Origin of the sequence: Enterococcus sp. DIV1208 (genome assembly GCF_050530455.1) — a bacterium.
Lineage (GTDB): Bacteria > Bacillota > Bacilli > Lactobacillales > Enterococcaceae > Enterococcus_B > Enterococcus_B hirae.
In genome coordinates this window covers 809144-834489 of sequence record NZ_CP172887.1, presented here as the reverse complement: position 1 = coordinate 834489, position 25346 = coordinate 809144, and the positions used below count along the sequence as shown (strand labels likewise).

General features: G+C 35.4%; 25 protein-coding genes. 5 read left to right on the top strand and 20 right to left on the bottom strand.

What is annotated here, in order from left to right:
• Positions 1-132 precede the first annotated feature (132 nt).
• The 3 genes from IGK91_RS03895 to IGK91_RS03885 all read right to left on the bottom strand — a co-directional run bounded on the left by IGK91_RS03895 (position 133) and on the right by IGK91_RS03885 (position 3409).
• On the bottom strand, positions 133-813 hold the full coding sequence (locus IGK91_RS03895) for a YcjF family protein (RefSeq protein ID WP_010738150.1): 681 nt from the start codon (positions 811-813) through the stop codon (positions 133-135).
• A gap of 386 nt (positions 814-1199) precedes the next feature.
• Positions 1200-1778 (bottom strand): lytic polysaccharide monooxygenase auxiliary activity family 9 protein, encoded by a 579-nt coding sequence (locus tag IGK91_RS03890; RefSeq protein WP_010719701.1) that lies wholly within the window; start codon positions 1776-1778, stop codon positions 1200-1202.
• A gap of 77 nt (positions 1779-1855) precedes the next feature.
• Entirely contained in the window at positions 1856-3409 is a 1554-nt protein-coding gene (locus IGK91_RS03885; RefSeq protein ID WP_081123503.1) for a carbohydrate-binding protein, read from the bottom strand.
• Positions 3410-3738: 329 nt separating this feature from the next.
• On the opposite strand from IGK91_RS03885, the gene IGK91_RS03880 reads away from it, so the two are divergent.
• A complete protein-coding gene (locus IGK91_RS03880) occupies positions 3739-4209 on the top strand; it encodes a TspO/MBR family protein (RefSeq protein ID WP_010738152.1) in 471 nt (156 codons plus the stop codon).
• A 52-nt stretch (positions 4210-4261) separates the two neighbouring features.
• On the opposite strand, the gene IGK91_RS03875 is transcribed toward IGK91_RS03880, so the two are convergent.
• The 5 genes from IGK91_RS03875 to IGK91_RS03855 form a co-directional block, all read right to left on the bottom strand.
• The gene (locus tag IGK91_RS03875; protein ID WP_010738153.1) at positions 4262-5479 is read right to left on the bottom strand and encodes an LCP family protein; all 1218 of its coding nucleotides are present in this window, start codon (positions 5477-5479) and stop codon (positions 4262-4264) included.
• A 346-nt stretch (positions 5480-5825) separates the two neighbouring features.
• Entirely contained in the window at positions 5826-7310 is a 1485-nt protein-coding gene (locus IGK91_RS03870) for a Mur ligase family protein (RefSeq protein ID WP_113803740.1), read from the bottom strand.
• Between the two features lie 31 nt (positions 7311-7341).
• The gene (locus tag IGK91_RS03865; protein WP_034698894.1) at positions 7342-7581 is read right to left on the bottom strand and encodes a hypothetical protein; all 240 of its coding nucleotides are present in this window, start codon (positions 7579-7581) and stop codon (positions 7342-7344) included.
• A 22-nt stretch (positions 7582-7603) separates the two neighbouring features.
• Entirely contained in the window at positions 7604-9268 is a 1665-nt protein-coding gene (locus IGK91_RS03860) for a hypothetical protein (RefSeq protein WP_034867856.1), read from the bottom strand.
• A gap of 91 nt (positions 9269-9359) precedes the next feature.
• Positions 9360-11300: an adhesive domain-containing protein gene (locus tag IGK91_RS03855; protein WP_430605333.1), complete on the bottom strand. Its 1941-nt coding sequence runs from the start codon at positions 11298-11300 to the stop codon at positions 9360-9362.
• A gap of 511 nt (positions 11301-11811) precedes the next feature.
• Between IGK91_RS03855 and IGK91_RS03850 the strand changes: the two genes are divergently transcribed.
• Positions 11812-12453 carry a helix-turn-helix domain-containing protein gene (locus tag IGK91_RS03850; protein WP_081125049.1) on the top strand — a complete coding sequence of 214 codons (642 nt, stop codon included), beginning with the start codon at positions 11812-11814 and terminating at the stop codon, positions 12451-12453.
• Between the two features lie 9 nt (positions 12454-12462).
• The gene (locus IGK91_RS03845; protein WP_010738160.1) at positions 12463-13260 is read left to right on the top strand and encodes a hypothetical protein; all 798 of its coding nucleotides are present in this window, start codon (positions 12463-12465) and stop codon (positions 13258-13260) included.
• Between the two features lie 98 nt (positions 13261-13358).
• Here the strand turns inward: IGK91_RS03845 and IGK91_RS03840 are convergent, their stop codons facing one another.
• The 3 genes from IGK91_RS03840 to IGK91_RS03830 form a co-directional block, all read right to left on the bottom strand.
• Positions 13359-13559: a cold-shock protein gene (locus tag IGK91_RS03840; protein WP_010719711.1), complete on the bottom strand. Its 201-nt coding sequence runs from the start codon at positions 13557-13559 to the stop codon at positions 13359-13361.
• Between the two features lie 123 nt (positions 13560-13682).
• Entirely contained in the window at positions 13683-14291 is a 609-nt protein-coding gene (locus tag IGK91_RS03835; protein ID WP_034867853.1) for a superoxide dismutase, read from the bottom strand.
• 97 nt (positions 14292-14388) lie between these two features.
• On the bottom strand, positions 14389-14853 hold the full coding sequence (locus IGK91_RS03830; RefSeq protein ID WP_010719713.1) for a GtrA family protein: 465 nt from the start codon (positions 14851-14853) through the stop codon (positions 14389-14391).
• 240 nt (positions 14854-15093) lie between these two features.
• Between IGK91_RS03830 and IGK91_RS03825 the strand changes: the two genes are divergently transcribed.
• A complete protein-coding gene (locus tag IGK91_RS03825) occupies positions 15094-15891 on the top strand; it encodes a DUF1189 domain-containing protein (RefSeq protein ID WP_025480226.1) in 798 nt (265 codons plus the stop codon).
• Between the two features lie 100 nt (positions 15892-15991).
• On the opposite strand, the gene IGK91_RS03820 is transcribed toward IGK91_RS03825, so the two are convergent.
• From IGK91_RS03820 to mltG, 8 genes are all read right to left on the bottom strand, one after another.
• Complete coding sequence (locus IGK91_RS03820) at positions 15992-16939, bottom strand: phosphoglycerate dehydrogenase (RefSeq protein WP_325810402.1); 948 nt, start codon at positions 16937-16939, stop codon at positions 15992-15994.
• A gap of 128 nt (positions 16940-17067) precedes the next feature.
• Positions 17068-17361, bottom strand: a complete 294-nt coding sequence (locus IGK91_RS03815; RefSeq protein WP_010719716.1) for a HesB/YadR/YfhF family protein — start codon at positions 17359-17361, stop codon at positions 17068-17070.
• A 12-nt stretch (positions 17362-17373) separates the two neighbouring features.
• Positions 17374-18039 (bottom strand): potassium channel family protein, encoded by a 666-nt coding sequence (locus IGK91_RS03810; RefSeq protein ID WP_010719717.1) that lies wholly within the window; start codon positions 18037-18039, stop codon positions 17374-17376.
• A gap of 85 nt (positions 18040-18124) precedes the next feature.
• Positions 18125-18757, bottom strand: coding sequence for a response regulator transcription factor (locus IGK91_RS03805; protein ID WP_010719718.1), 633 nt, complete (start codon positions 18755-18757; stop codon positions 18125-18127).
• A gap of 6 nt (positions 18758-18763) precedes the next feature.
• Positions 18764-19831 (bottom strand): two-component system sensor histidine kinase LiaS, encoded by a 1068-nt coding sequence (gene liaS / locus IGK91_RS03800; protein ID WP_010719719.1) that lies wholly within the window; start codon positions 19829-19831, stop codon positions 18764-18766.
• Positions 19828-20559, bottom strand: coding sequence for a cell wall-active antibiotics response protein LiaF (gene liaF / locus IGK91_RS03795; RefSeq protein WP_010719720.1), 732 nt, complete (start codon positions 20557-20559; stop codon positions 19828-19830). Before liaF ends, liaS begins: the two co-directional genes overlap by 4 nt.
• A gap of 230 nt (positions 20560-20789) precedes the next feature.
• Complete coding sequence (greA, locus tag IGK91_RS03790) at positions 20790-21269, bottom strand: transcription elongation factor GreA (RefSeq protein WP_010719721.1); 480 nt, start codon at positions 21267-21269, stop codon at positions 20790-20792.
• Between the two features lie 142 nt (positions 21270-21411).
• Entirely contained in the window at positions 21412-22590 is a 1179-nt protein-coding gene (mltG, locus tag IGK91_RS03785; protein WP_010738164.1) for an endolytic transglycosylase MltG, read from the bottom strand.
• A 196-nt stretch (positions 22591-22786) separates the two neighbouring features.
• Here mltG and IGK91_RS03780 point away from each other — a divergent pair, with 196 nt between their 5' ends.
• Complete coding sequence (locus IGK91_RS03780) at positions 22787-23956, top strand: serine hydrolase domain-containing protein (protein WP_025480539.1); 1170 nt, start codon at positions 22787-22789, stop codon at positions 23954-23956.
• Between the two features lie 219 nt (positions 23957-24175).
• Here the strand turns inward: IGK91_RS03780 and IGK91_RS03775 are convergent, their stop codons facing one another.
• Positions 24176-25120, bottom strand: coding sequence for an NAD-dependent epimerase/dehydratase family protein (locus IGK91_RS03775; protein WP_181934219.1), 945 nt, complete (start codon positions 25118-25120; stop codon positions 24176-24178).
• Positions 25121-25346: the final 226 nt, after the last annotated feature.

Genomic DNA, 25346 nt, shown 5'->3' with positions numbered 1-25346 from the left:
CTGACTTAACTCAACCTAAGTAAATAAAAAACATCCAAAACACAGCTCTGTGTTTTGGATGTTTTTGTTATGCAATAGTTCATGATTGTCCACTTTTTTAACTCTTACTAATTCAATTTATCCACTAAATATTTACTTTTTGATACTTTTTAACGCACGAAACAATGTCTGGGATTGTCCTTTGAATGACATGACTTGTTCAAATATATCTTCCCCATCATTCAGCATCTTTACGGTGGTCCACCCTAGTGATTCGGTGATGGCACTTGCAACAGTGGCATTGATCGCTGCCCCTGTAACAGTTCCAACTGCTGGTACAAATTTGACAATATTTCCGACAGTACTTCTTCCTAAACTGACTACTACAAGTTCTTTAGAAACACTTTTCCCTAAACTTTCTGACCAAGATTGTCCAAAAAGTTTATGTAGCCGAGCCATCATAGTCAATTGAACTGGAACTAATAAAAACGCATCTGAAAAAGGGATCGGAGAGCAACCGATGATTGCAGCTGTTAACGAAGCCGCGTGAATGATCCTATGACTTTTTTTGCGTGTCGTTTCATCGACTCCTTTTAAGAAATCTTTAAATACATGATCAAATTTTTCTTGATTTTTTGCAAGGATTTTTTCTGCTACGATTTTCGATTGGTCATAAGCATTAAGGATCACTCTAGCTGATTTTTGTGGCATTTTTTTTAACACTTCAGCAAAGAAAGAGTCGAACTCTTGCTGGTCAAGTGTTTCTTTAGCAAGTGGTGCAACATGATTAGTTTCATCGCTTGTATCTTGCGTATTCTTCTTAAAAAATCTCATCATACTTTTCCCCCTACTAAAAACTACCAATACTCCATTTAATGAAGTATTGTTGTAGCTCTATCATACATTAAACCTTTCCTTAACCAAAATCATTCACTCATGAACAAAAGAAGGTTGAAACAACAATGTTTAGCATCAAGAATTTAGAACGAATTTCCGAAAACTGCTTCTCAAATTTAAAGATGAAAATCTCGAAACAGCTTCTCATATTTTGAAAAATTCAGGCTTATTTCGAGGAGCTGATGATTGAACACCATTTACACATTTTTAGAAATAAAGAGACTGAAGCAAGTTTTGCCTCAGTCTCCTACACTTGTCTTTGAATAATTGGTATTTCTAGCACATATTCGCTGAAATTGAACCCAAAAGATTCTTATGCTTTATTATTGAATATTCGCATCAATTACTTGATAAAAAGCATTGGTTGTATCACTAATATTCCATACAGCCAAGATCACGTGATAGCCTTTACGATCTTTTGGAATATTGATTGTTTGTTTGACAGTTTGTGGCGGTCTTGCACCTTTGTCATCAATTTTTGATATCAATTCAAAATCACTGATTTTCAATGGTGCATTAGGATTCCAACCAGTTTTAGTGATATAGTAATCCCAAGTACTTGTACTATGCTGCGCAGTTAAAAACCAAGTAATATTCAAGTTGCCAGTATTGATGATATTTTTATGCCATCTAGTTGCTGTTTGCTCATCTAGTGGCTCAAATCCAGTAACCCCAGCACTTGCTATTTTCCCATCGATAAAGGTATTTTTTGGTGCTTCAATACTTTGTGGCTCCCACTCTGCTCGTCCAACATTTTGGTTCAAATTACCAGCTGCTGCAGTTCCGAAATAAGCACGACTTCCAGGTGAGGTAATATAGCCATGAGCATAGCCAGATGCACCAAATCCAAACAAACCTAACATAACAACGCCAACAAACATTAAGATATTAACCTTTTTCATGATGAACCTCCCATTCATTGATGGGTTCATTGTAAGCGCTTTTAATAAAAGAATCAAACATTATGCTTTTATAACTTTTAATAGATTCTTACCCATAAAGCTTCTGTAATATCTGGTTCCCATCCCTCAGTAGCTGGATGTGGTTGAATACAACGATAACGATGTCCCTTATAGGTAACGATATCGCCTATTTTATATGATTTTCCGATAACCCAAGTATCACCTTGCGTACTTTCACTTGTGGTTTTCACTGAGATTGCTTGGCTAAAGTCAGAGGTTCCTGCAGCGTTAACTGCTTTAACTTTATAGCTGTAGGTTGTATTTGCTTGTAAATTTTGATCTTTAAATGTATTCGTTGCACTTGTAGCGATGCGAATATTGTTTCGATAAACTTCATAATGAGTGACTTTTTCTTTTGAAGCATTATTAGTCCAGTTTAAAGTCACTGAATTTTGCGTAACATTACTACTAGTTAAATTTACCGGAATTGATGGTTTAGTTAGCGTTTCTACTGGGTCATTTTCTCCACCAGTCGTTCCATCAGTGAATTGTTGGGCAACAGTTAAGAACTCATATTGATTTTTGACTTGACCTTGACCACCATCGACCATGGCATCACAGTTCATTGACCAATAAGAAACCATCCCGAGTTTTCTTGATTTTGCATGTTGGACGATTTTATTGAACATATCAGTTGTAAAGTATGGATGTGTGTCTCCTTCAAATCCAACGGAAGGGGTTGTTCCTAATTTAGCATAAGCTTGAGCATCAGTTAACGTTTTGTTCGCATAACGTTTGTAGTAATCTTGTAATTGTTTTTTCGTATTGTCCACTGCATCTAGTGAACCTTGCGCATAATCGGGAACAACGCTACCGTAACACATCGTCATGATATTAACAGTAGTTAGATCAACACCTGCCTCAAGATAGGCTTGCAAGACAGATAAACCTGTAGATACCAATCCAAAGTCCATCACTGGTAATGTAAGGGTCACACTAACACCTGTTTCATCTTGGACTTTTTTAATCGCTTTAGCATTAGCTAAATTATGCGCATAATTCATTGCCCCAGCTTCTACGTCGAAATCAACACGAGTTAATCCATAACCATCAATAATTTCTTTATAAGCATTTGCTAAAATGGTTGAATCTTGTGTTGTTTCCCAAAATGCGCCAGAATTTAGACCACCAAATGATACAGCAACATCGCCACCAACTTCTCTTAATTCGCGAATGGATTTTTTGATTCCTTCATATTGCCATTGATCGCTATCACTTTCGCTTAAGCCTCCAAATCCACCCCAGGCCCAGTCGATCTTACCATTTTTAATACCTCTTGATTGCATGAATCCTAAATTGAAGAATTTTTGTCCAGTGCTTTTTGCCACTGCAGCTAAATTAAGCGCTCCGTTATTTGATAGATTGCTGCCTGAAACATATGCCGTCATATCGACAAATGGTGCTACTACTTGATCCGCCCATTTGATCCCTTGACCAACGCCAAAACCAGCTTGCTTGTTCGTACTTTGTTCTGTCGCAAATGCCTCTTCCATGTTCAATAATAATGGCGCAATCATCAGACTACAAAGAGTTGCTCCCGCTAACATTTTTTTGATTCTTTTATTTCCCATATCTTCTTCTCCTTTCGTGATCAGTGCTATTATCATCTGCTTTGTAATCGATTACATATATTATCTTATCAGATAAATAACATCAAAAATAACAATAAATTTGACAATTAACGTTATTTAATCTAATTGACTGTTTTCTTTAATAATGTTCGGAGTTACAACATTACAACGACAATTCTTTTCTTTATTCAATAAGAGATAGGGGTTAATATTCTAATATAATAACTGATTTAAAATAACTAAACCAAAAGTATAATCTTCCAAATCAAATTCAAGTATGTTTAAAACGTTCATGGTAAACTAGAATTATAGAAAGGAGTTAAAACAATATGGCTATACTGAAAGATTATCGTTTTTGGGTTTGTACTGTTGGCATAGTGATTTTAGGTTTCTTATCGGGGATACTAAGTGGTAATCCAGGTAGTTATTATTATTCACTTGAGCTACCTCCTTTTGCACCACCTAGTTGGATCTTTGGTCCTATGTGGACAGTGCTATATATTTTAATGGGAATTTCGTTATATTTACTATTGGTAATGAAAAACAAAAGGGTCAAACAAAAATTAATTACATTATTTGTTATTCAATTTGTATGTAATTTTATCTGGTCTGCTTTGTTTTTCAACTTGCAAAACACCTTAATTGCTGCACTAGATATTACTTTATTATTGATCCTTCTCTCCATACTGCTTTATCAACTATGGAACCACTATCGCTTAGTGATGTGGTTACTGGTACCATATTATCTCTGGGTATTATTTGCTACGCTTCTCAACTATTCTATTTTATTTTTAAACTAGTAAAAAAAGCATCCGCACAGTCGGTTATGACTGTTGCGAATGCTTTTTTTACTTAATATCCATTTCCATAATTATATCCTTGTTCATTGTTTTCTTGTTGGTAAGTTTGTTCATTGTTTTGGTTGTAATTCTGATTGTAGTTCTGATTGCCGTACTGATCATAATTTTGATCGGCGCTTTGATTGTATTCTTGATTATACTCGTTGTACTGATTTGTTGTTTGCGAATTTCCTGAATAAGTTGAATTATTCTCACTTGTCGCAGTCTCGTTCGAATCTTCAGCGGATTGCGAGTCATTGTAGAACATGATAGAAGCATTGTCATTTTTTAAATTAGGTAATGTCTTACTTGGTTTGATGTTTAATTGTTTTTTCAATTCGTTTTGGATACTTAATAAATCATTTTCACCTAAAATTTGATAGTAAATACTATCAATGGTTGCATCTTTACCTTGCAATTGATCTTGTTTGATCGTTTCAAATGCTGGTGTGTAATTAGTTGCTACATCTAGCATATCATCCCAATCTAGGTCAGTTGTGACATTTTTTTCGACCGCTTTTAAAATTTTCCGATAATTGCTGACACCATCTAAACTCAATACTTTATTAACAATTTTGGTAACGACTTCACGCTGTCGTGCTTGACGTCCGATATCCCCCTTAGGATCTTCGTGACGCATCCGTGAATAAGCAAGGCCTTTCTTACCATCTAATACTTGTTTACCTACAGGAACATGAACACCATCTAATGTAAAATCAATTTTATTATTGACTTCCACACCTCCGACAGCATTGATCAAATCTTCCATTCCATCTAAATTAATGGTTACATAATGGTCAATGGGGATATCGAGTAACTGTTCGATTGAGTCCATGGCCATTTCAACGCCTCCAAAAGCATAGGCGTGATTCAACTTATCAACAGTACCATGACCAACGATATTGGTATAGATATCACGGTCTAAGCTGACGATCGTTGATTTTTTTTGTTGGGGATTCACCGTTACCACCATCATTGTATCCGATCTTCCTTGTTCGGTTCTACCTAATCCGCCAGTATCCAGTCCTAACAAAAGGACAGAAAAAGGTTCTTTGTCGTCAATACTCACTTTATCTTTACGCTTTGTTGACTGACGATTCGATCCCTTGGATATTTGATTGACTGTTTGGTTTGCTTCACCCATGAGTTTAATTCCATAAGCTGAGACTCCGCCAATAAAAACAACGAGAATTCCCAGTAAAGCTATTACGACTTTTTGCCACCGCTTCATAATGCACCTCTATCTCACATTTTCTTAAAATATTTTCTCATACAACTAATAAATCAGCAAACTACCTATTTAATCATAATAAAACTTTAAAAAAATAGTCGTGAATAAAAAACTAATTAATATGTAATTTTTTGAATTCTTAATTATCATACCATAGCATCATTACAGAGAAAAGCTTGAATCTAAGTATTTCAAAACGCTTTTATTTTTAAGCACTGAAATGCCTCTTACTCGTTCTCTTTCTTAATTACAATGGTCATCTTGGATCTGTCGTTTTATTTGCAAAAAAAGAAACGATGTCATTCAGCAGATATTGTCTCTTTTTTACAAATTGATACCACCTATTTTATACAGCTTTTAACTGTTTTTTATTAGCGATTTTACGGATGTAACGATCTATATCATGAAAATCACTCCCTGTTACAGACCCCTTCGCTAAAATTAGACTGTCTTCGATTAGTAATTCCTCTAGATAATCACTTAACTCTTGTAAAGTAGCAAACCATTTGAATCGTTGATCTTGTATTTGTTCTTCCTCAAAAATCTTTTTAAAATGCTCACCATAACCTAATATATGATCTGCTCCACAATGTTCCATCGAATCTTTCAGTGATTCATGGATTACTTGTGCAGTACTTCCTAAGTCAGCAATCTGTCCAAGTACCAAAATACTTTTTCCTTGATAAAAGGTTCGAACTTCATCAAAATAATCGATAGCATTTTTCATCGCAGGCAAAGAAGCATTATGGGTGTCGTCAATAAATGTGAAATTCGTTCCATTCAAGGAAGCATAATTCGTTTTATCGAGAATCTTAGACAATGGCTTAAATGTAGTAAATGCTGGCAGATACGATCGAATGTCGCCTTTTATTTTCCAGACTGTCAATAAAGCAGCAAAAGCATTAGAAATCATACCTGCAGAAGCAACTGACAAGTTCATCGAAAATTCTTGTCCTAAAAAAGAAAATAAAATTTCACAATACTCTCTTTCTTGTCTCGTTTCAATTAAGAAGACATCCTTTGTTTGATCATACAAAGAGTACGTGAGAATCTCTACTGTTCTTTTTTTGGCTGCTGTCATTAGAATCGCTAGTTCTTCCTCACCAATATCTGTATTGATGATTGCAGTGCCATCTTGCTTCAGTCCTTCAAAAATTTTTGCCTTATGTCGTGCCACTCCGATAGTATCTTTTAATGAACTAAGGTGTGCTTCTCCAATTGAGGTTACAATCGCAATCTCTGGTTGCACTAAATTAGACATTGATCCAGTGTCATAAGAGTTCAACGCATTGACAGAGACTTCTAAGTTCAACATATCTGGCTCACTTACTAGCTTGCTTAGATATAGAGGAATCGCAAAACGAACATTGTGGTTCCCACGATTTTCTAACACTTTTTCATTTTGGAATAAATGTGAAATCATCATTCGTGTGGATGTTTTTCCTGCCGAACCAGTGATCGCTACAATTGGTTGTACAAAATTACTTCGGATTTTCTCTGAAATTTGTAGTAAAAATTCCCAACTATTTTTAACAATAAATTGAGGTGTTCTAACAGCTGGGTCATCAATGGGGATCTCAGTAATGATTAAACCAAACTCATTTTCCCTTCCTTTGATTTGCTCGTTCCCATCTCGCCAAGCCACTGTCTTTCGATTGATGTAACTTCTTCTTTCTGGTGTCAAACAAACAAATGCTGTGGTATTATAATTGGTTCTTTTGTTTAAATGTCCAGAAAAGTACTCAAAGTTGTCAATTATTTGATCAAGATGGTCGTACTTTTGTAAATACGCACCATCGATATCAGCCAATAATTCTTGGATCTTCCACATTCTTTTACACCTACTTTGTTCTAGATTCTCTCTACCATTTTCCTCGTCTTGGTCTTGCTTGATTCACATACCTTGTTGCTGTTTTTTCAATTCTCTGTGGAGAGTCATCTTGGTCTTCTTCCCAAGGATACAACCCCTCTTCATTTTTTTGATACTGACTCCAATCATTTTCTAAAGTTTCTGATTGATGGTCTTTTTTCTTTTTCAGCCGAAACCCTAAATAGGAAAGACCAATCAATGCTAAAGCAGCAAATCGAATATAACCAACCATTATCTTCACTCCTCTTCTCTTTTTAAAGGCATAAGTAATTGATCAAACCAGATAGAAAATGCTCTGCATCATCTATTCTCATACGGAAACGATCATGACGCGCAAAAAAACCATATTTGATCACTTGCGGTTGTTTGAAAAACTGTGCAAACTCTGGAAACATGACTCCTGTTGTGATTTCATGTAACACTCTTTTTTTCATTACCGTATTGATTCGTGCTTTCGTTTCAAAAAATTCGTTCTCTATCGGAAAAAGCTTATCTTTTAAAGGACTTCTTTCTAATTTGCTGATCATTTTTGAGGCTGCTACTAGTAACTCAAGCATGGTTGGATAAGCTGTATCTCGTTGATCGATAAAGTTGATGTTGACCATTGCATTCTTAATACCAAATTCATAGTAAGTATCTTTTTCTTGATATTTAAGCATCTCATTCGTTGCATAACTTAACCAGTGGTCATGGTATTTTTGATAATTATTTGCGACAAATTGTTCCATCAATCCTTCACAAATCTCAAAAATCTCAATTTGTTTTAAAATCGCATGTGCTCTTAAGAGGGAAAACAGAATTTCACCATCATAATAAATAATTCTAAAACGCTCTTTTGTCATTAATTCGGCATTCAACACATGGATCGTCTGATCATCTGGAGTGATAAATTTTTCTGAAACAGTCGTGATTAAACGACTAAGGGAACTATGAAAGATGGTCTCTTTAGTCACTTCTGAATATTTTGCTAAAGCCAAGATTGCTGTCGCCTGGGCTCCTAACTTATACTCTACTTCTTTATTCAAGTAATCTTTAATCAACAGCTGACCATTGACTTCAGAAGTAAGATTTTCCAATCCCCATAGTAATCCTTCTTTGACTCGTTGCATCAATTCCTGGTCGGATAAATATTCTGCCGATTCAGCTAATGCATACAAAGATGAAAAATGGCGAACCGAATTATACCCTTTTAGTAACTGATCATAGCAAGGATAATAGCCATAAATGAATTTACCAGTAGGAGTCAACTGTTTGGTTAAATAATTCGTTCCTTGTTCAATCACTAGTTCCGTAATCTCATCAAGATTTTCTGTAGTCACTTCTCTGACTTGATTGCCATTGCCATAATCTTTCAAAGGGAATACTTCACCATTTTCAAAATAGAAGGAGGCTGTTTCAAAAAAATAACACTTTGAACGCTCTAAGTAGCTCAAATCACTTTCTTCACGTCCATATTTACGCTTAACATAGCCACGGTAATTTTGGGAATCAATGTGTAACTCAGGATGATTTTTTCCAACTATATGTGCTTTACTTGGTTTAATGATTGCATTTGCTACTAATTCTTCTTTTAAAAAACTTCTTTTTCTGATTCCATCTATTCGCAAATTAAAATCGATGTAATTATTCCTTTTTATTTTGTTTAACCGTTCTTTGACTTGTTGAAAATCAACTTGCTCTTCTTTCGTCACTACATCCAACCTCAGATACGTTTCTGTCTCAAAATGATAGGTTCGATAAGCTGTTAGAAAATTATTCCAAATTGTTTTTAGATTGTTTCCGTAAAATTCATAAGTCTTACCACGCTTACTAAAATCTCCTACGGATACGATTAATAATTTTTTCTCCGTATGAATGACTACTTTTTCAAGTACTTCTTGGATGGTTGCTAAATCATTTTTATCTGTTTGAACTGGCATAGACTCACCCCTATCAAGAATAAAGAGGTTATAACTACATCCATTATGATTTTTAAATCTATTTCTATAGTTATAACCTCTCCGTTAATTATTAGTTATTCTTTTTATTTCTTTTCATTTTCCAAATACCCATTCCCGAAATCAACGATACTAAGCCACCTAACCAAGAAACAGATGAACTTACCGTATCAGAGGTTTTAGGATACATTTTTAGTGTTGAGCCGTCATGGTAATTCAATGGTTTTGTATGACTTGTCCCACCATAGTGCAAAGGTAATTGTGGTGGATTTGAACCTGATCCACCAGAAGTGTTGATCGGCACCATTCCTGGGTCGCCGTTCTGATCCGTATCTGTACCATTTCCTGCACTTCCCATGCCGGCATCCGCATCGGCGTCGGCATCCGCATCGGCGTCAGCATCGGCGTCGGCATCGGCGTCGGCATCGGCGTCAGCATCGGCATCGGCGTCGGCATCGGCGTCGGCGTCGGCATCGGCGTCGGCGTCAGCATCCGCATCAGCATCTGCGTCGGCGTCAGCATCAGCGTCGGCATCTGCATCTGCATCAGCGTCGGCATCGGCATCGGCGTCAGCATCGGCATCCGCATCGGCATCGGCATCAGCGTCAGCATCAGCGTCGGCGTCGGCGTCGGCATCCGCATCGGCATCAGCGTCAGCATCGGCGTCGGCTTCTTCATCGTCTGGGATCACAGCAGCAGCTGGTAAACTTGGATTGTCATTTTCATCATACGCGATTAATTGGATGTCTTCTAAAGGTGACACATCTGTGGCTGCAATTGGAATCGTAAAGTTTCCATTTTCATCAGCCTGTCCTTCTGCAATCAAATTATTCTCTTGATCATAAATACGAACTGTTGCATTAGGATCTGCCATCCCAGTTACTTCATAACCATCAGTTGAGTTCCCTGTAACAATAACATTATATGGTGGTGTTACTTCAGCAGCTTGATAAAAAACTGGCGAATAGCCATCAGAGCTAGAGGCGATATCGATAGATAAAACATCTGCTTTTACAATATTTCCAACGAAGCCAGCTTCATAAGGAACAGACATATCTACTCCGGCTGCCGCTAAATCACTATAATTAGGATCTTGAATCAATGTCGGAATCGTGACCGTCGTTTCACCTAATACGCTCGCATCAGCTAATGTTCCAATCAATGATGACCCCACACCAACTAAACCTGTTGCAGTAGCAAAAGTAAGATTAAACGCTGGTTTAATCGTTGCGGACAACGCTGTATTGATCGTACCTGCTGCTATCGTACCAAGAGCACCGCTTCCTGCATTCGGTGTCGCTTGGATTGCTTGGACAGCATCATTGATTCCATCTAAAATTTCAGTCAGCCCTTCTCGAATAATTGTTTCTAATGAGCCATCTAATTCACCATAGATATATTCGTCCCCTTGCATTTGAAGATTCAATGCTACTTCAGCTGACGTCAATGTACTAAGGTTCTCTAATAATGCTAGTTGAGCATACACTTCATCTAAATTGACTGATGCCAACGGGTTAAGGTTAACAATGTTTTCCACAGCAGACACTAGGGTAGTTACCGCCCCATCTACAATCGACAATAGTGGTTGTAGTTCTTCTCCTGGTAACAAAATATCTGTTTGGAAAGTACCCGTCCCATTTGGATTAACTAAACCTTGCATTTCAGTTGGGATTGCTAAAACTGCTCGTCTCGAGCCATTTAGAACACTTAGATCAATCCCATTATTAGCTGAAATAACAAAATCAACATTACGAGTCGTTCCAGCCAATGGAAAAGGTGCACTTGCTGTTGTTCCACTGGTATTAGACGTCGTTAGATTATTGAACAACTGGCCACTAATCAAGTCAGCATATACTTGTTGTGAACCCACAGTAAACAACGGTGTAGCAATTGAAATAGGTGCTGTCCCCAACAGCATCCCTGCAGCAATAGACGTTCCTACTAATAAGTATTTTTTGGATCGACGTTTAGCTCTAGCTTTTTGATCCATACTTTTTTTATAATCCTTTTTCATTTTTTTCCCCCTTAGATGCTTCCATTATTTACTTATGCTTTATCCCCCACTTAATCAATCACTAACAACAATTATTTCCGCTAGGAACTGGCCTCCTTTCTTTTTGTCAAAAAGATATCTTTCTGAAAAAACTTCAGTTAACTTAAGTTACAAAGATTTTAGCAATCGTTAAATTAAAAATCTATTATTAAGTTTTAATCTTTTTAAAATAACTTTATTATTTTAAAAATAAAAAGAAACTGTAGCAATTATGTAAAAATATTGCATAACATTTCGTTTTTATGCTTGGATAAATTATAATGTCATTAAGGAATTTCTCTATATGTCCATTCATGAAAAAAACTAACAGCCCAAATTAAAATAACGTATTTTTCACTTATTTTTTTGGCTATTTTTTATAAAAAATGATTATAATAAATTTTTTTCTCATTTTTCGTAAAAAAAAATGACAAAATTTAATAATTTGTCATTCGGAAAATTTCGAGTATAAAAATATAGGAGGGAAAAATAAATGAATTTCTCTGTCATGTTAGAAAGGAATATCCAAGTCCAATTAACGATCTTGGACAACTTATATCGCTCACAAGATACTTGTACGTTAGAAGAATTATCGAAAACAGCTCATTGTGACAAACGTTCTGTGCTTCATCAATGTGACTATCTTAAGGTTTTATCTGACGATCACATCACAAAAAGTACAAAAGGCTTCACTTTTTCTGGAACGATCAGTGAGTATCAACTATTACTACTAAAAATCTTGGAACATTCCGCCATCTTTCAATTGTTAAAAGACCTTTGTCTTCAACCTAGAGTTGATCTGGTTTCCTTTGCCACAGAGCAAAAGATTAGTATTCCCTCCTTAAGAAGACATCTTACTCGAATCAATCAGTTGCTTACTACCTATCAATTACAATTAAAGACTTCAAAAGGCTTCGTGTATCTCAAAGGTAGTGAACCACAAGTCCGTTATCTTATTTATTTATTTTTGTGGCAATACTATCAAGGGGTCGTTTGGCCCTTTCCAACCGTTGATTTTCATGAAACCTTTGCAGGGATTGAGTATGCTTTTCAGCTGACAAAACAAAAACCAAATAAACTGAAAATGATTGAATGGTGCTTTATTATTGCTATCACTTTCGTCCGATCAGCATAAGGAAATCAGATGAATCAGAGAGAACTTCCTGATTTTACAGAAGAGATTTGGGATAGCTTTGAAGAGATTACCCATTTTCTTAAACGAATGAGCGTGAAAGCCAAGCTCGATCTTTTGGAAGTCCAATTTTTATTTCTTTGGTTACAAGCACGCCCAGCTTTTTATTTAAAAGACGATCACTTAGAACGAGCCATGAAATTCCATCTAAAAAAAGCCACAGCGATCAAACAATTTCAAAATAGTTTCTATAGCTATATTTATGAAATTGGGTTTAAATCTACACAAATCAACGTAAAGAAAAAATTACTAAATAGTACGATCTTTGCCAACGGGATGAGCGGGCTGTTGTTCCACCGATTTTCCACCATTAAATATGACTTATCAGTCTTTGTAGAAGAAAATTACCCAGCATTCAATCGAGAAATCAATCAATTAGCTTCCCAATTCCAAAAACAGCAACAAGAGCTGTATTGGGTACAATCCTGTCATTTGATCGAAGCATTTATGATCATTACTTCTCCAACATACTTTGATAAAGAAATAAAGATAAAGTACGAAAGTGACTTGCCATTAAGTATTGAACTGAGTTATATGAGTATGTTACAAGAACAATTACGAGTTTACTTAAATGTGGTTTTTACAAATGATCTTTTGTTTGAGCCAGACTTAATCATTCGAACAACCGATATGCCGTTAAAGATCCTGACCTATGAAGAAACAATCCCGTGTTTAGTCGCTCCGACTGATATGTCTAGTGAACAGATTTATTTATTAAGCCAAAAAATCAAGAAACTAGTCAACGAATAATTAACTTGGGTTTTTATAAAATAAAAAAAAGATGGCAGACGCCATCTTCTTTTTATTATTTGAATAGACCGCTAAGCGGGCTTTTCTTCAACAAGTTATTATAATTTAGTCACTTCAGCAGCTTGAGGGCCACGTGCGCCTTCAACAATTGCAAATTCAACTTCTTGACCTTCTTCTAAGCTCTTGAAGCCGTCTCCTTGAATTGCTGAAAAATGTACGAACACATCGTCTCCGCCGTCTACTGTAATAAACCCAAATCCTTTTTCATTGTTGAACCATTTAACTGTTCCATGTTCCATAAATGTATAGCCTCCAAAAAAGTTCTTGCAAGAAACCTTGCATAAATATTATACCGAATTTAGAAAACGCTCGCAAGACTTGCTCAATTTATTTTTCATTCTTTTTTTTAGGCTTGAAAATGATTATTTGGCAGATGATAATCGATTGTTTACTTCTTCCCAGTTCACAACGTTCCAGAAAGCTTCAATGTAATCAGGTCGTACATTCTTATATTTCAAATAATACGCATGTTCCCAAACATCTAAACCTAAAATAGGTGTTTTGCCTTCCATTAATGGTGAATCTTGATTGGCTGTTGAAGTGATCGCTAATTTACCATTTTCCATCACTAACCAAGCCCAACCTGAACCAAAACGGCCAGCTGCAGCTTTTTTAAATTCTTCCTTAAATGTTGCAAAATCACCAAAGGCTTCATCAATCGCTTCTTTAATTGCACCAGTTGGTTCGCCACCAGCATTTGGTGCCATGATTTTCCAGAAGAAAGAATGGTTTGCATGTCCGCCACCATTATTACGTACAGCAGTCTTGATATCTGTAGGGACAGCATCCATATCAGAAAGTAGTTCTTCGATTGTTTTTTCACCTAGTTCTGGATGTTTTTCAATCGCTGCATTTAAATTTGTTACATAAGTATTATGGTGTTTGTCATGATGCAAGTGCATCGTTTCTTCATCGATATAAGGTTCTAACGCATCGAATGCATATGGTAAATCTGGTAATGTGTAAGTCATAAAAAAATTCCTCCTCAATGTGTTTGTTCATAGTGTCTACACTACAAAGAGTAACAAAGAGCAAGGAATTCTTCAAAAATTATGCCTACTGTGGATTTTACTTCTCTTTTTCAGGAAGTTCTTCCTCAATAATGGTTGTCCCTTTAAAAATAAACAATTTACTAAAGACATAATTGGCGACTACCACGATGACTTGGGTAATAATCTTAGCCACATAATCATTTGTGTGCATCACCTGAATCAGCAGCAACATGGAACCCATATCCATACCATAAGAAAGAATCCGATAGAACAAAAATTTACTAAATTCAATAACTAAATGGAAAAAATTAGGTGACTTGGAATGAAATACCCATAATTTGTTCGTTACAAAAGCAAATAAAACAGAACAAATCCAAGAAATAGTATTTGCTATCGGCATACTTAGATGGAGCATCTGTAATGCAATTGCAAAAGTAACGATATTCACGACTGTTGCTAAACCACCAAAAAATAGGTAAATAAATATTTCCCAGTAACCTTTTTCTTCTAAAAATTGTCTCACTCGATAATAAAAATTCATCGTTCATCCTACCTTACTAATCAATTCTTATTCATCATACCTTATTTGTCGCTGGTTTTCATCTTTATTCCTTAAATTCATCTTTGTAACTAGTAAATTTTAACATTATCGTTATTTTTTATAAAAGCAGGTTCTCACATGAACCTTAAAGGAAGATTGCCAATTGGTATTTCCCCTTGTATTTCTTCTAAGACTTCGCTAGAATTGCTAATGATGACATTATGTATAGAAGGAGTAACTATGACAACAAAACAATTAATTATCAGCTCATTCACGCAATTTAAAGAGCTCAAAAATGCTAGAAAAACCCCGTTCGCTAAATCGGTTCTTTATCTTTTGGTCCTTAGCATCATCATGGCTTTGCCTATTTCCTATCAAGTGTTTCAAGTGCTAGAAAACATCAAACAAGATGGTCAGAAAATTGCCACCAAGATTCCAGATTTTTCCATAAAAAACGGGAAAATTGATGCAGCAGATCATGAAGGTTTCATCTATCAAACAAATTCTATCATCTTTACTTTTGATCCGGAAGGCAAACGATCTGAAAAAGATATTACTTCTGACTTAGTCGGAAATTTTCTTAGTGTTGGACTACTAAAAAATAAACTCGTCGTAGCTTTGCCTAATACCGGTACTACTTTTCTAAACAATAACTCACTTGAACTTGACTATAAAAATGATGCCTTAAAAAATCTAACAGGAAAACAATTGCGTACAACCTTAAGTGAAGCAACAATTCCATTTTGGATCAAGATTGTGACTTTCTTAATTTCTATTTATCCAAGCTTTTTGAATTTGATCGTTACTTTACTTTTAGCTAATTTTGCAGCTTATATTTATGCGCGCTTACGTTTGACTGGCGCTTCTTTTCTTGATTGTTTAAAAACGATGATCTATTCAATCACCCTACCAACAGTCTTAGCCACGATCTTAATGATTTTCTTACCGGCTTTTGACACAAGTGCTTTTATCGCAATAGCAGGACTTTTTATTTTTGCACAGGCGGTAAAAGGCTGGCCAAAAAGCCAAATGATGTAGTTCACGAATGTCAAACATAGGAAACGACTTTCTTCGATTAGGCGGCAACGCTAGTCAAAGAAAGTCGTTTTTTAATGTCAACTATTTTTCTAAGTAAGGATCAATATCCTTTTTGTAATACCACTTCATTTATCTTAAGCTCTTGATTTGTGACATAGCTTTTAAGATTGGCTAGAAAGATTGTCATTAACTTATTTTGAAAATCTGAGGTTAAGCCAGCGATATGTGGCGTAATCAATACTTGATCCATTTCCCACAATGGACTTTTTTCAGGTAATGGTTCTTCTTCAAAAACATCCAACGCTGCAAAGGCGAGTTGTTCTTCATTTAATGCCTGAACTAAATCAGCTGTTTTTAAAGAAGCCCCACGTCCAACGTTGATGAATAACGCATGGGAAGCGAATTTTTTGAATAATTCATAATTAAAGAAGCCCTTAGTCTGCTCTGTCAGAGGCAAAATATTTACAATGATATCCATATCAGCTACTACTTTTTCCACTTCGTTTAAGGAATACGTTTGACTGAATCCTTCTACTGGATGCCCGGTAGTATTTATCCCATAACTGACCATAGAAAAGCTGTCTGCTTTATCAGCAACCATCTTGCCGATTTGCCCCGTTCCGATGATCAATAATTTTTGTTTTTCTAATGGCTGATAATGGACATGAGTTCCTAACCATTCTTTCTTTGCTTGTGCTTTTTGTGCTTGGAACAGCCCTCGAGAATAGCCTAAAATCACTCCCATGATGTGTTCAGCTATTGATTCACTATGAATACCACTACCATTTGAAAGTAAGATCCCTTTTTCAGAAAATGCCGTTAGTGGTAAAGTGTCTACCCCTGCCGAGATCGAATGTACCCATTTTAACCCTGGAGATGCTAATAGCTCTCTTTCGTATTGGCGATTCCACCCTAAACTAATTTCAACATTCATCAAATCTGTAGGTTCAAGCTCAGTTTTTATGACATAATTAGGCGCTAATTCAGTCATTTTATCAATAAATTCTTGTCTAAATCCTCGATCTAAATAAATAATTTTTTCTGCCATCTTAGTTACGCATCCCTTCTATTACTAATTGTAATCAAGTGTTTCGTGACTCAGTCTTATGAAAAAAGAGGTAAATATAAAAAAGGAGTTTTCCAAGCTAATGGTAGCTAAAGAAACGCTCCTTTGTTTTATTGTTCTTTGAAATGATAAGTTGGCTCATTTAAAGATGCATCATAATCAACAACAAGATCATACCCCTTGAAAAACCAGTCATCTGCTTCTTCAATAAAAAACAGCATCCCGTCAATGGTTTCTTCTTTGATTGGTCGTTCAGGCTGTTCGACAGACATTCCGATAGAAAAACCATCATGTACTTCTGTCTTGCCGTAGACTTTCCCAAAAAAACGAATCCCATAATTTTCAGGGATGGTTACTTCCTCTTCGAACCATTTACGTGCATTATCTGTTACTGATAATTTCATTCCTGCATCTCCTTATTGATTCATTTTATCGTCTAATATATCTACATCTTCGGTTTCCCCAATTACTAATAAATTATCATTTTCTCTGACATATTCATCTGCTGAAGGTGAAACAACGACCGAACGATCAAAGCGTCGAATTGCTACAACTGTTAGATCATAACGTTGCCTAAAATTCAGCTCCGCTAATGTTTTATTAAAAAATTTGGGATTAGAAACTCGAATTTCTGCAAGAGAAAATTGATCCGATAGTTCTAAGTAATCCAATATATTTTTTGAAACAAGATTATGAGCAATACGAATCCCCATATCTCTTTCCGGGTGAACCACACGATCTGCTCCGATTTTTTCTAACACTCTTGCATGATATTCATTTTGAGCTTTAGCTAAGATGTTGGGAACTCCCATCTCTTTGACCATTAATGTAACGAGGATACTTGCTTGGATATCTTCACCGATTGCAATGATCACATGATCAAAATTTCTGATTCCTAGTGAACGCAATGTCATTTCATCTTGTGCATTTGCTACAACTGCATGAGTAGCGATATTCATATATTCATTGACTCGATCTTCATTGCTATCAATAGCTAATACTTCTTGTCCTGCTTCAACTAAGGTTCGGCAAATACTGCCACCAAATCGTCCAAGCCCGACAATTGCAAAATTTTGTTTCACTTGCTTCCTCCCTTACCTATTTTATTTAAGTATAGCAAAGGCTTTCTAAAAACGAAAGTAAGCTTTCTTTTGTAGAATAAACAATTTATTTAACTAGTCCATGTTTGAAAGCATAAATAGCTGCTTGCGTTCGATCTTCTACTTCTAATTTTGCTAATATATTTGAGACATGGGTTTTGACTGTTTTTAAAGTAATAAATAATTCATCTGCGATCTCTTGATTGCTTTTTCCTTCTGCTATCAGCATCAGGATTTCATTTTCGCGTTTTGTCAATTCTTCATGAAGAATTGGCTCGTTTCTCTTACTTATTTTTTCCATCATTTTTGTTGTTACTTCAGGTTCTAGCACTCGTTCCCCTCTTTGAGTTGCTCTGATCGCATCTGCAATTTCATGAGCGGTAGAAGTTTTTAATAGATATCCCGCTGCACCAGCTTCAATGGCTGGATAAACTTTTTCATCATCGATAAAGCTGGTCACAATAATTATTTTTGCTTCAGGCCAGTCTTTTAAAATAGCTTTAGTTGATTCAATCCCATCCATTTCTTCCATAACAAGATCCATCAAAATCACATCAGGTCGTAATTCCATTGCTTTTTCATAGCCTTCTCGACCATTTTCTGCTTCACCGATCACTTGAATGTCTTCTTGAATCGATAAATAAGAGGAAACTCCTAAGCGAACCATTTCATGATCATCTACGAGTAATACTTGTATCATTTTCAATTATGCCTCCTTGATCAAAGGAACTTTGATCTCAATACTGGTGCCTTGTCCTTTAAAACTAATAATTTTAACTGTTCCACCAATACCTGCTACTCGTTCCCTAATATTATTTAATCCATAACTACCTGTTTTCGTTTCGTTCATATTAAATCCGGTACCATCATCAATCACTCGTAACAATAAGTTATTATTGATTTTGTGTAAATAGACTTCTAATTCATTTGCTTTAGCGTGACGTAAGGTATTCGATAATAATTCTTGCACGATACGAAAAAGATGATCTTCAATCGAATTGGACAATTTTACGTCTTCGATCTCCCATTTCAATGAAATTTGAATTTTATTTTGTAGTTCTTTTAATAATTGCTCAATTCCTTGTTTCAAACTCTTCTCCTCCAGATTCACTGGGCGAAGATGAAGTAGGAGCGCGCGCATTTCAGATTGAGAAGCATTGATGATATCAGCAACCATACGTAATTGTTTGCGAAATATTTCTGAACTATCTGTTTTTTCGGCTTGTTCTGTTAAAGCAGACATCATCATCATCGCTGCAAATAATTGTTGTGAGACAGAATCATGGAGCTCCCGGGCTAAACGATGCCTTTCTAGTTCTAAGATTTCCTCTCTTGTCTGTCCATCCACATACTGGGGTCTGCTAGTGATAATTTGTAGTTCACTAGAAACTTCAATCATTTTTTCTTTTATTTTGGTTATTTCTTTATCAATATCTTGTACATAAATATCATCATTTGCACTGGGAATGGGTTCATTCAAATGACTAGACTCATAATTACCAGAAGATAATGCTCTTAATTTTTCTTCAATTTTACCATACTTTGCTTTTTGGATAAGTGATACTATCAAAAAAACCACTAATCCGACACCTAAGGCAATAGCAAACAAATGAAAAATCAGCGGCACATACAATAGTCTTGCACTTAAAATGGCACGCCACCAATTCGTTTGGTTACTTGCATAAAAATAAGTGAACAACGAAAACAAGATGATTAAAAAAGAAGCCGCTGAGGCATAGATTGCCATCATTAATTTTGATAATCTGCTCATCATACACGTATCACCTCAACGTCACCAAGTAATGTATTCGTGATGATTTTTAACCGTCTTGGGTTTTCATCATAATCGTTACTATAAATTTTGATGGATTCATTTTTTAATGAAAATTGTTCCTCTTCAAATAAAACATTTCCAACAAGTGTCGCATGCTCTAAACTGATGGCAATCCCTAAAGGTACCAAAATTCTCGTTCTGCCAATTCCTTTTCGCACAATAACGATATTATCATCCTTTGGTAACAATGTATTGCCAAGATCAATGATCGTATCCCCTGAAATTAAAGCAATATTGATGTCATCCCATTCATAAACATCATTACCAATACGTTGATTTCCAAATAATTGTTGTTTTTTTCGTTCATTATTATGTGTTTTTAATTGATCGGTTTGTACCATGATCATCTGTTTCTTTCGCCAAAAGGTATTTTTTGTTAGATCAATCCCAGAAATTTCAACCCCTTTTAGTCCGATAAACAAGATCGCAAATACTGCCATCAACCATAGTGCAGGGCTATTGACTAAACTAAAGAAAACGATCAAACTCCCTATAATCAATTGAAAATTTCGAAATCCAGATCGTGGATATTTTCTTAATGCTAAATATATGTTCAATGCACCAAACAATACGAGAAGAAGTAATTCTACGTTGTTCACAATTTGCCAAACTGCAAATAGTAATAATAAAGCCTCGACTACGATAAAAAAACGCCAAGAACTATTCATCTTTATTCTCCTTTCATGCACATTCTCATTCTATCATAGCTATTTTTTTAGAAATATACTATAGGACTTGAGATGTAAAGTTTGTCCTAAGTCAAATGGTTCTGGACACTCATTCCTTAGAAAAATAAATAAGCCGAAGAATCCCAAAAATCGGAGAAACGATTTTCTGATTCTTCGGCTTATTGCTCAAAGTTGTAGATGTCACAACTTCATTTTTGTTCAAGTATTTCTTATGCTTGCTCTACTTTAACGATTTTAACTAACATATCGCCACCAGGGGTAGCAATCGTTACTTCATCATTGACTAATTTACCAATCAAAGCTTGAGCAATTGGTGAATCATTAGAAATTTTACCAGAAAATGGATCAGCTTCTGCACTTCCTACGATTGTGTATTCTTCTTCTTCACCATCCGGTAATTCAATAAATGTTACTGTCTTACCAATTGATACTTCATCTGCATCAACACCGTCATTGTCAATGATTTGAGCAAAACGAATCATATTTTCGATTGTTGTGATTCGACCTTCAACAAACGCTTGTTCATCTTTAGCAGATTCATACTCTGAGTTTTCAGATAGATCACCAAATCCACGAGCGATTTTAATGCGTTCAATGATTTCTCCGCGTTTAACTGTTTTTAATTGTTCTAATTCTTCTTCTAGTTTGGCTTTGCCTTCTAGAGTCATCGGGTAAACTTTCTCAACCATGTATAACGTCTCCTTCTTGATCTATGGAATACCGCAAAAAGTAATCTTTTGAGGAATATAATCCAAAAAAGATTACCACGCTTTTCCTAAAATGTAAATGTTTTTCTATTTTAAATAAATAGTCGATGATACAAATACTATTCTACGAATTATTGACATATTTATCAACTAATTCCAAATGTTCTTCGTAAGTTTTTGCAAAATAAACATCGCCTTTTTTGATATCTGCCACAAAATAGTAGTAATCATTTTGAGTCGGCTCTAATACGGCTTCGATAGCTGCTTCACTAGGGTTATCAAATGGTCCAGGACCATAACCTGTGTTCGTATATAGATTATATGGAGAGTCGACAGCCGTATCTTTATAAGAGACCGTTTCTTTGTGTTCTCCCAAGGCATATAAAACAGAGATATCTGATTGTAAAGGCATATCTGCCTTGATACGGTTGAAAAATACTTGGGCGATGTTTTTACGATCGTTTTCTTTTATCCCTTCTTTTTCAACTAATGAGGCCAACGTCAGGACTTCTTGAACCGTCATATTTTTTTGTTTGATGGTTGTAAAATAAGGCTGTAACACGCTATTTGTCTTGTTTACCATCTGAACGACTAAATCTTTCAACGACATTTTTTTGTAGTAATCATAAGTAGCCGGGAACAAATAACCTTCTAAGCGATATTTGACATTTTGAGCTTTGCTCGCACTGTCCAATAAATCTGGGAATTTTTTATAAAGCTCATTGAAAAACGTTTCATCTTTCATCAAATCTAAAAATTCTTGTTTATCTTTTCCAGTGACTTTCGCTACTCTAGCAGCGATTTGTTCAATGTCGTATCCTTCTGGTATCACGACTTTGCCATCTGCTACTTTAGTTGGCTCTGAGGTGCCACCTTCTTGCAATTGTTTTCCGATCTCATCCAAAGTCATATTTGGTGCCATTTGATAATATCCAGCTTGAAAGCCAGTCATATTTTTAAATTTAGTATAGTAATTGAACACGATGCCGCTTTTAATCACTTGATCTTGTTCGAGTATCTCACCTATTTGTTTATTTGATGAACCGCTAGGTATTTCAATTTGAACAAGTTGATCATTTTTAGGATCCAATGGTTTCAACCCGCTATCCACATAGCGGTAAATGGTGAATCCAAGGACGCCTCCAATGATTAGCAACGTCAAAACGATCACTAAAATGATTTTACCAACGATTTTTTCTTCTTTTTTTCGCAAATTTTTTCTCTGATTAATGACTGCATTCTTTTCAGCAGATTGGTCTGATCTGTTTTTTTTCTCTTCTGGACGTTGTTTGTTTTCTGACAAAACAACTCCTCCTTACTATCAACTTCGTAACTTCATCTATTATACATGATATTTTGATTGACGTGAATTAATTTATTTAAATATTCTATCAAAATTGTAAGTAGTAAATCAAATGAAAACAGATTAAAATTAATATCAATGAATACAATAGTTATTTTAACTATGAGCGAAAATGAAAGGACCTTATGACACAATGATAAAAAAAGGCAAACATGCAAAAAAAGGGGCATTTCCTTTTTTTTCTATCATTCTAGTATTGCTTAGTATCAGCGTACTTTCCACCGGTATGATTATAGGATGGAGTATTTATACGAAAGAACAAGCTAGAAATGATTCCGATTCACTAAAAGCTAAACAGACATTATCGCTTACACCTGAAGAAAAAAAATTATCAGAAAAAATCAACCACCTGTTAATTAAACATGATTACATTGGCTCAATTTATGTAAAGAAAAATAATCATGTGATTTTTGAGCGTGGCTATGGTTATGCAAACAAAGAAAATGATCAGTTAAACCGCCCTTATCTTTACTATCAAATTGGCTCGATTCAAAAAGCGATGACAGCTCTGTTAATTCTCAAACAAGTAGAATTAGGACACCTTTCTTTGAATACGAAATTGGCTAAGTTTTATCCTCAAATTCCGAATAGTCAAAAGATTTCCATTGAAGATCTACTTTATATGAGATCTGGGTTGAAACCTACAGCTAAACCTACTACCCCATTATCAGATACAGAAGTCGTTCAATTTGCGGTTCAACATCTAAAATTAGTTGACTACCATACTTATCGTTATGAACCATTAAACTTTACAATTTTAGCGGGTATTTTAATCAACTTAACTCACCAACCTTATGAAAAATTAGTAGAGAATGAGATTATCAAACCTTTGGATTTGAAACAGACCGCTTTTTATGATCAAGTCAAAAACTCTCCGCATCATGCCCTTTCCTATCAGATGTCTGCTAGTGATGATTACTGGAAGCCATTAACTGAATCGCAAACAGCGATCCATAATGAATTAGGGACTGGAAATATCAGTATGTCGGTGCTTGATTTAAATACGTTTTTCACTAAAGTTTTATCAGGTAAAATGATCCCACAGAAATTACTTTTTACATTATGGAAACCCAGTCCTACTGGCCACCCATATCGTGGTGGTGTCTATTGTGGTAATGATTATGTTTTGGCACAAGGAAACATCAATCGTTTCCATTCAGTCGCTGTTTTCAAACGTGATTTGAAAGATGCGGTTGTCATGGAAAGTAACGACCAATCAGATAAAAAAATAAAATTAACTGCTCTAGACTTGCGAAATCGAATTTATAATTTAATTGAAGGGTCCAAGATATTAGAAGAAAATTAATCCTGAAAACGAAAAAGATTATCGTCCCAAAAATTAAGTACGTCATAGTTCAAAAATTTTTTTATTAAAAAAATCGCCATGCAAAAGTTAGAATGTTATCTGACTTTTGCATGGCGACTGTATTTAGCCGACTATCATAGTTCTATTTCTCAAAGTTTAAGATTTCGTTCCATCCACTTTTCAAGTGTACGAATAAGAACTGTCGACTCTTATTATTCACTATATTTCAGTTTTTAAATAGCTTTTCATACCACTTAATACATCATAATTTGGTAGATAACCAATAGACTGAATCTTAGAAATATCTGCTAATGAATCGTGAATATCTCCTGAACGTTCTGGCTGATATTCTAAAGCTAATTCCGTCTCTAAAATTTGATCAATCGTCTGGATCAATGTTAATAATGTAGTTGCTTTTCCCGTTCCGACATTAAATTGTTGGCCTAAAGCCGCTTCTTTGTTAGCTACCAGAAGTAAAGCTTGGATCACATCATCGATATAGACAAAGTCTCTTGATTGGCTACCGTCTCCATATAAAGTAAATGACGTTTTTTCTCCCGCTAATTGTTTTTTATAACGATCAACTAAGATTGAAATCACACCACTGTAAGGTGAATTTGGGTTTTGGTTTGGTCCGTAAACATTGAAGAAACGAACTGCACTTCCTGGAACATCATATAAATGACAGTAATCCAAAACATATTGTTCAGCTGCAAACTTATCGATTGCATAAGGGGTTAATGGACGAATAATGGATTCCTCTTTTTTTGGTAAAGTTGGTTCATCCCCATAAACTGCTGCTGAAGAACTAAATACGATTCGTTTTAAGTTTGGTTGATATTTCCGGACCAATTCTAACAGCATCAGCACACTTTCAAAATTAACTCGATGTGTTTCTACTGGTCGGGCAACCGAATCTGCCACACTAGCAACTGCCGCTAAATGGAAAATGTAGTCAAATTGATTGGCACGGATGATTTCTTCCATCAATACTGAATCCGCTACATCACCTTCGATGAACGTGATGTTTCTATCCATCTCAATATTTTCTACTTTTCCCATTGATAAATCATCAACAACAATCACTACATTTTCTTTACCTAAGTGATTGGCTAAGGTAGAACCGATAAAACCAGCCCCACCGGTAATCAATATTTTTTCCACTATTTTCACTCCAATTATTGATTTACATAAAAGATAAGTTTAGTGTAACACGTTTATTCTGAGAATACTATCTTATATATATGCCCTAAATAGAGCGATCATAGACTAATTGTTCCCTTTCCAATAGTTATCTCCTGTCTAACAAGAAAACCATACCATGCATAAAATATTCTAATAGTAGATAATATTTTTCTTATTTAAACGCTACTTCTTTGTTATTGCCTTG

Bases quoted from the DNA above. Each gene is read 5' to 3' on its own strand.
- IGK91_RS03895 (WP_010738150.1), bottom strand. From the start codon at position 813: ATGAGATTTTTTAAGAAGAATACGCAAGATACAAGCGATGAAACTAAT.
- IGK91_RS03890 (WP_010719701.1), bottom strand. From the start codon at position 1,778: ATGAAAAAGGTTAATATCTTAATGTTTGTTGGCGTTGTTATGTTAGGT.
- IGK91_RS03885 (WP_081123503.1), bottom strand. From the start codon at position 3,409: ATGGGAAATAAAAGAATCAAAAAAATGTTAGCGGGAGCAACTCTTTGT.
- IGK91_RS03880 (WP_010738152.1), top strand. From the start codon at position 3,739: ATGGCTATACTGAAAGATTATCGTTTTTGGGTTTGTACTGTTGGCATA.
- IGK91_RS03875 (WP_010738153.1), bottom strand. From the start codon at position 5,479: ATGAAGCGGTGGCAAAAAGTCGTAATAGCTTTACTGGGAATTCTCGTT.
- IGK91_RS03870 (WP_113803740.1), bottom strand. From the start codon at position 7,310: ATGTGGAAGATCCAAGAATTATTGGCTGATATCGATGGTGCGTATTTA.
- IGK91_RS03865 (WP_034698894.1), bottom strand. From the start codon at position 7,581: ATGGTTGGTTATATTCGATTTGCTGCTTTAGCATTGATTGGTCTTTCC.
- IGK91_RS03860 (WP_034867856.1), bottom strand. From the start codon at position 9,268: ATGCCAGTTCAAACAGATAAAAATGATTTAGCAACCATCCAAGAAGTA.
- IGK91_RS03855 (WP_430605333.1), bottom strand. From the start codon at position 11,300: ATGAAAAAGGATTATAAAAAAAGTATGGATCAAAAAGCTAGAGCTAAA.
- IGK91_RS03850 (WP_081125049.1), top strand. From the start codon at position 11,812: ATGAATTTCTCTGTCATGTTAGAAAGGAATATCCAAGTCCAATTAACG.
- IGK91_RS03845 (WP_010738160.1), top strand. From the start codon at position 12,463: ATGAATCAGAGAGAACTTCCTGATTTTACAGAAGAGATTTGGGATAGC.
- IGK91_RS03840 (WP_010719711.1), bottom strand. From the start codon at position 13,559: ATGGAACATGGAACAGTTAAATGGTTCAACAATGAAAAAGGATTTGGG.
- IGK91_RS03835 (WP_034867853.1), bottom strand. From the start codon at position 14,291: ATGACTTACACATTACCAGATTTACCATATGCATTCGATGCGTTAGAA.
- IGK91_RS03830 (WP_010719713.1), bottom strand. From the start codon at position 14,853: ATGAATTTTTATTATCGAGTGAGACAATTTTTAGAAGAAAAAGGTTAC.
- IGK91_RS03825 (WP_025480226.1), top strand. From the start codon at position 15,094: ATGACAACAAAACAATTAATTATCAGCTCATTCACGCAATTTAAAGAG.
- IGK91_RS03820 (WP_325810402.1), bottom strand. From the start codon at position 16,939: ATGGCAGAAAAAATTATTTATTTAGATCGAGGATTTAGACAAGAATTT.
- IGK91_RS03815 (WP_010719716.1), bottom strand. From the start codon at position 17,361: ATGAAATTATCAGTAACAGATAATGCACGTAAATGGTTCGAAGAGGAA.
- IGK91_RS03805 (WP_010719718.1), bottom strand. From the start codon at position 18,757: ATGATACAAGTATTACTCGTAGATGATCATGAAATGGTTCGCTTAGGA.
- liaS (WP_010719719.1), bottom strand. From the start codon at position 19,831: ATGATGAGCAGATTATCAAAATTAATGATGGCAATCTATGCCTCAGCG.
- liaF (WP_010719720.1), bottom strand. From the start codon at position 20,559: ATGAATAGTTCTTGGCGTTTTTTTATCGTAGTCGAGGCTTTATTATTA.
- greA (WP_010719721.1), bottom strand. From the start codon at position 21,269: ATGGTTGAGAAAGTTTACCCGATGACTCTAGAAGGCAAAGCCAAACTA.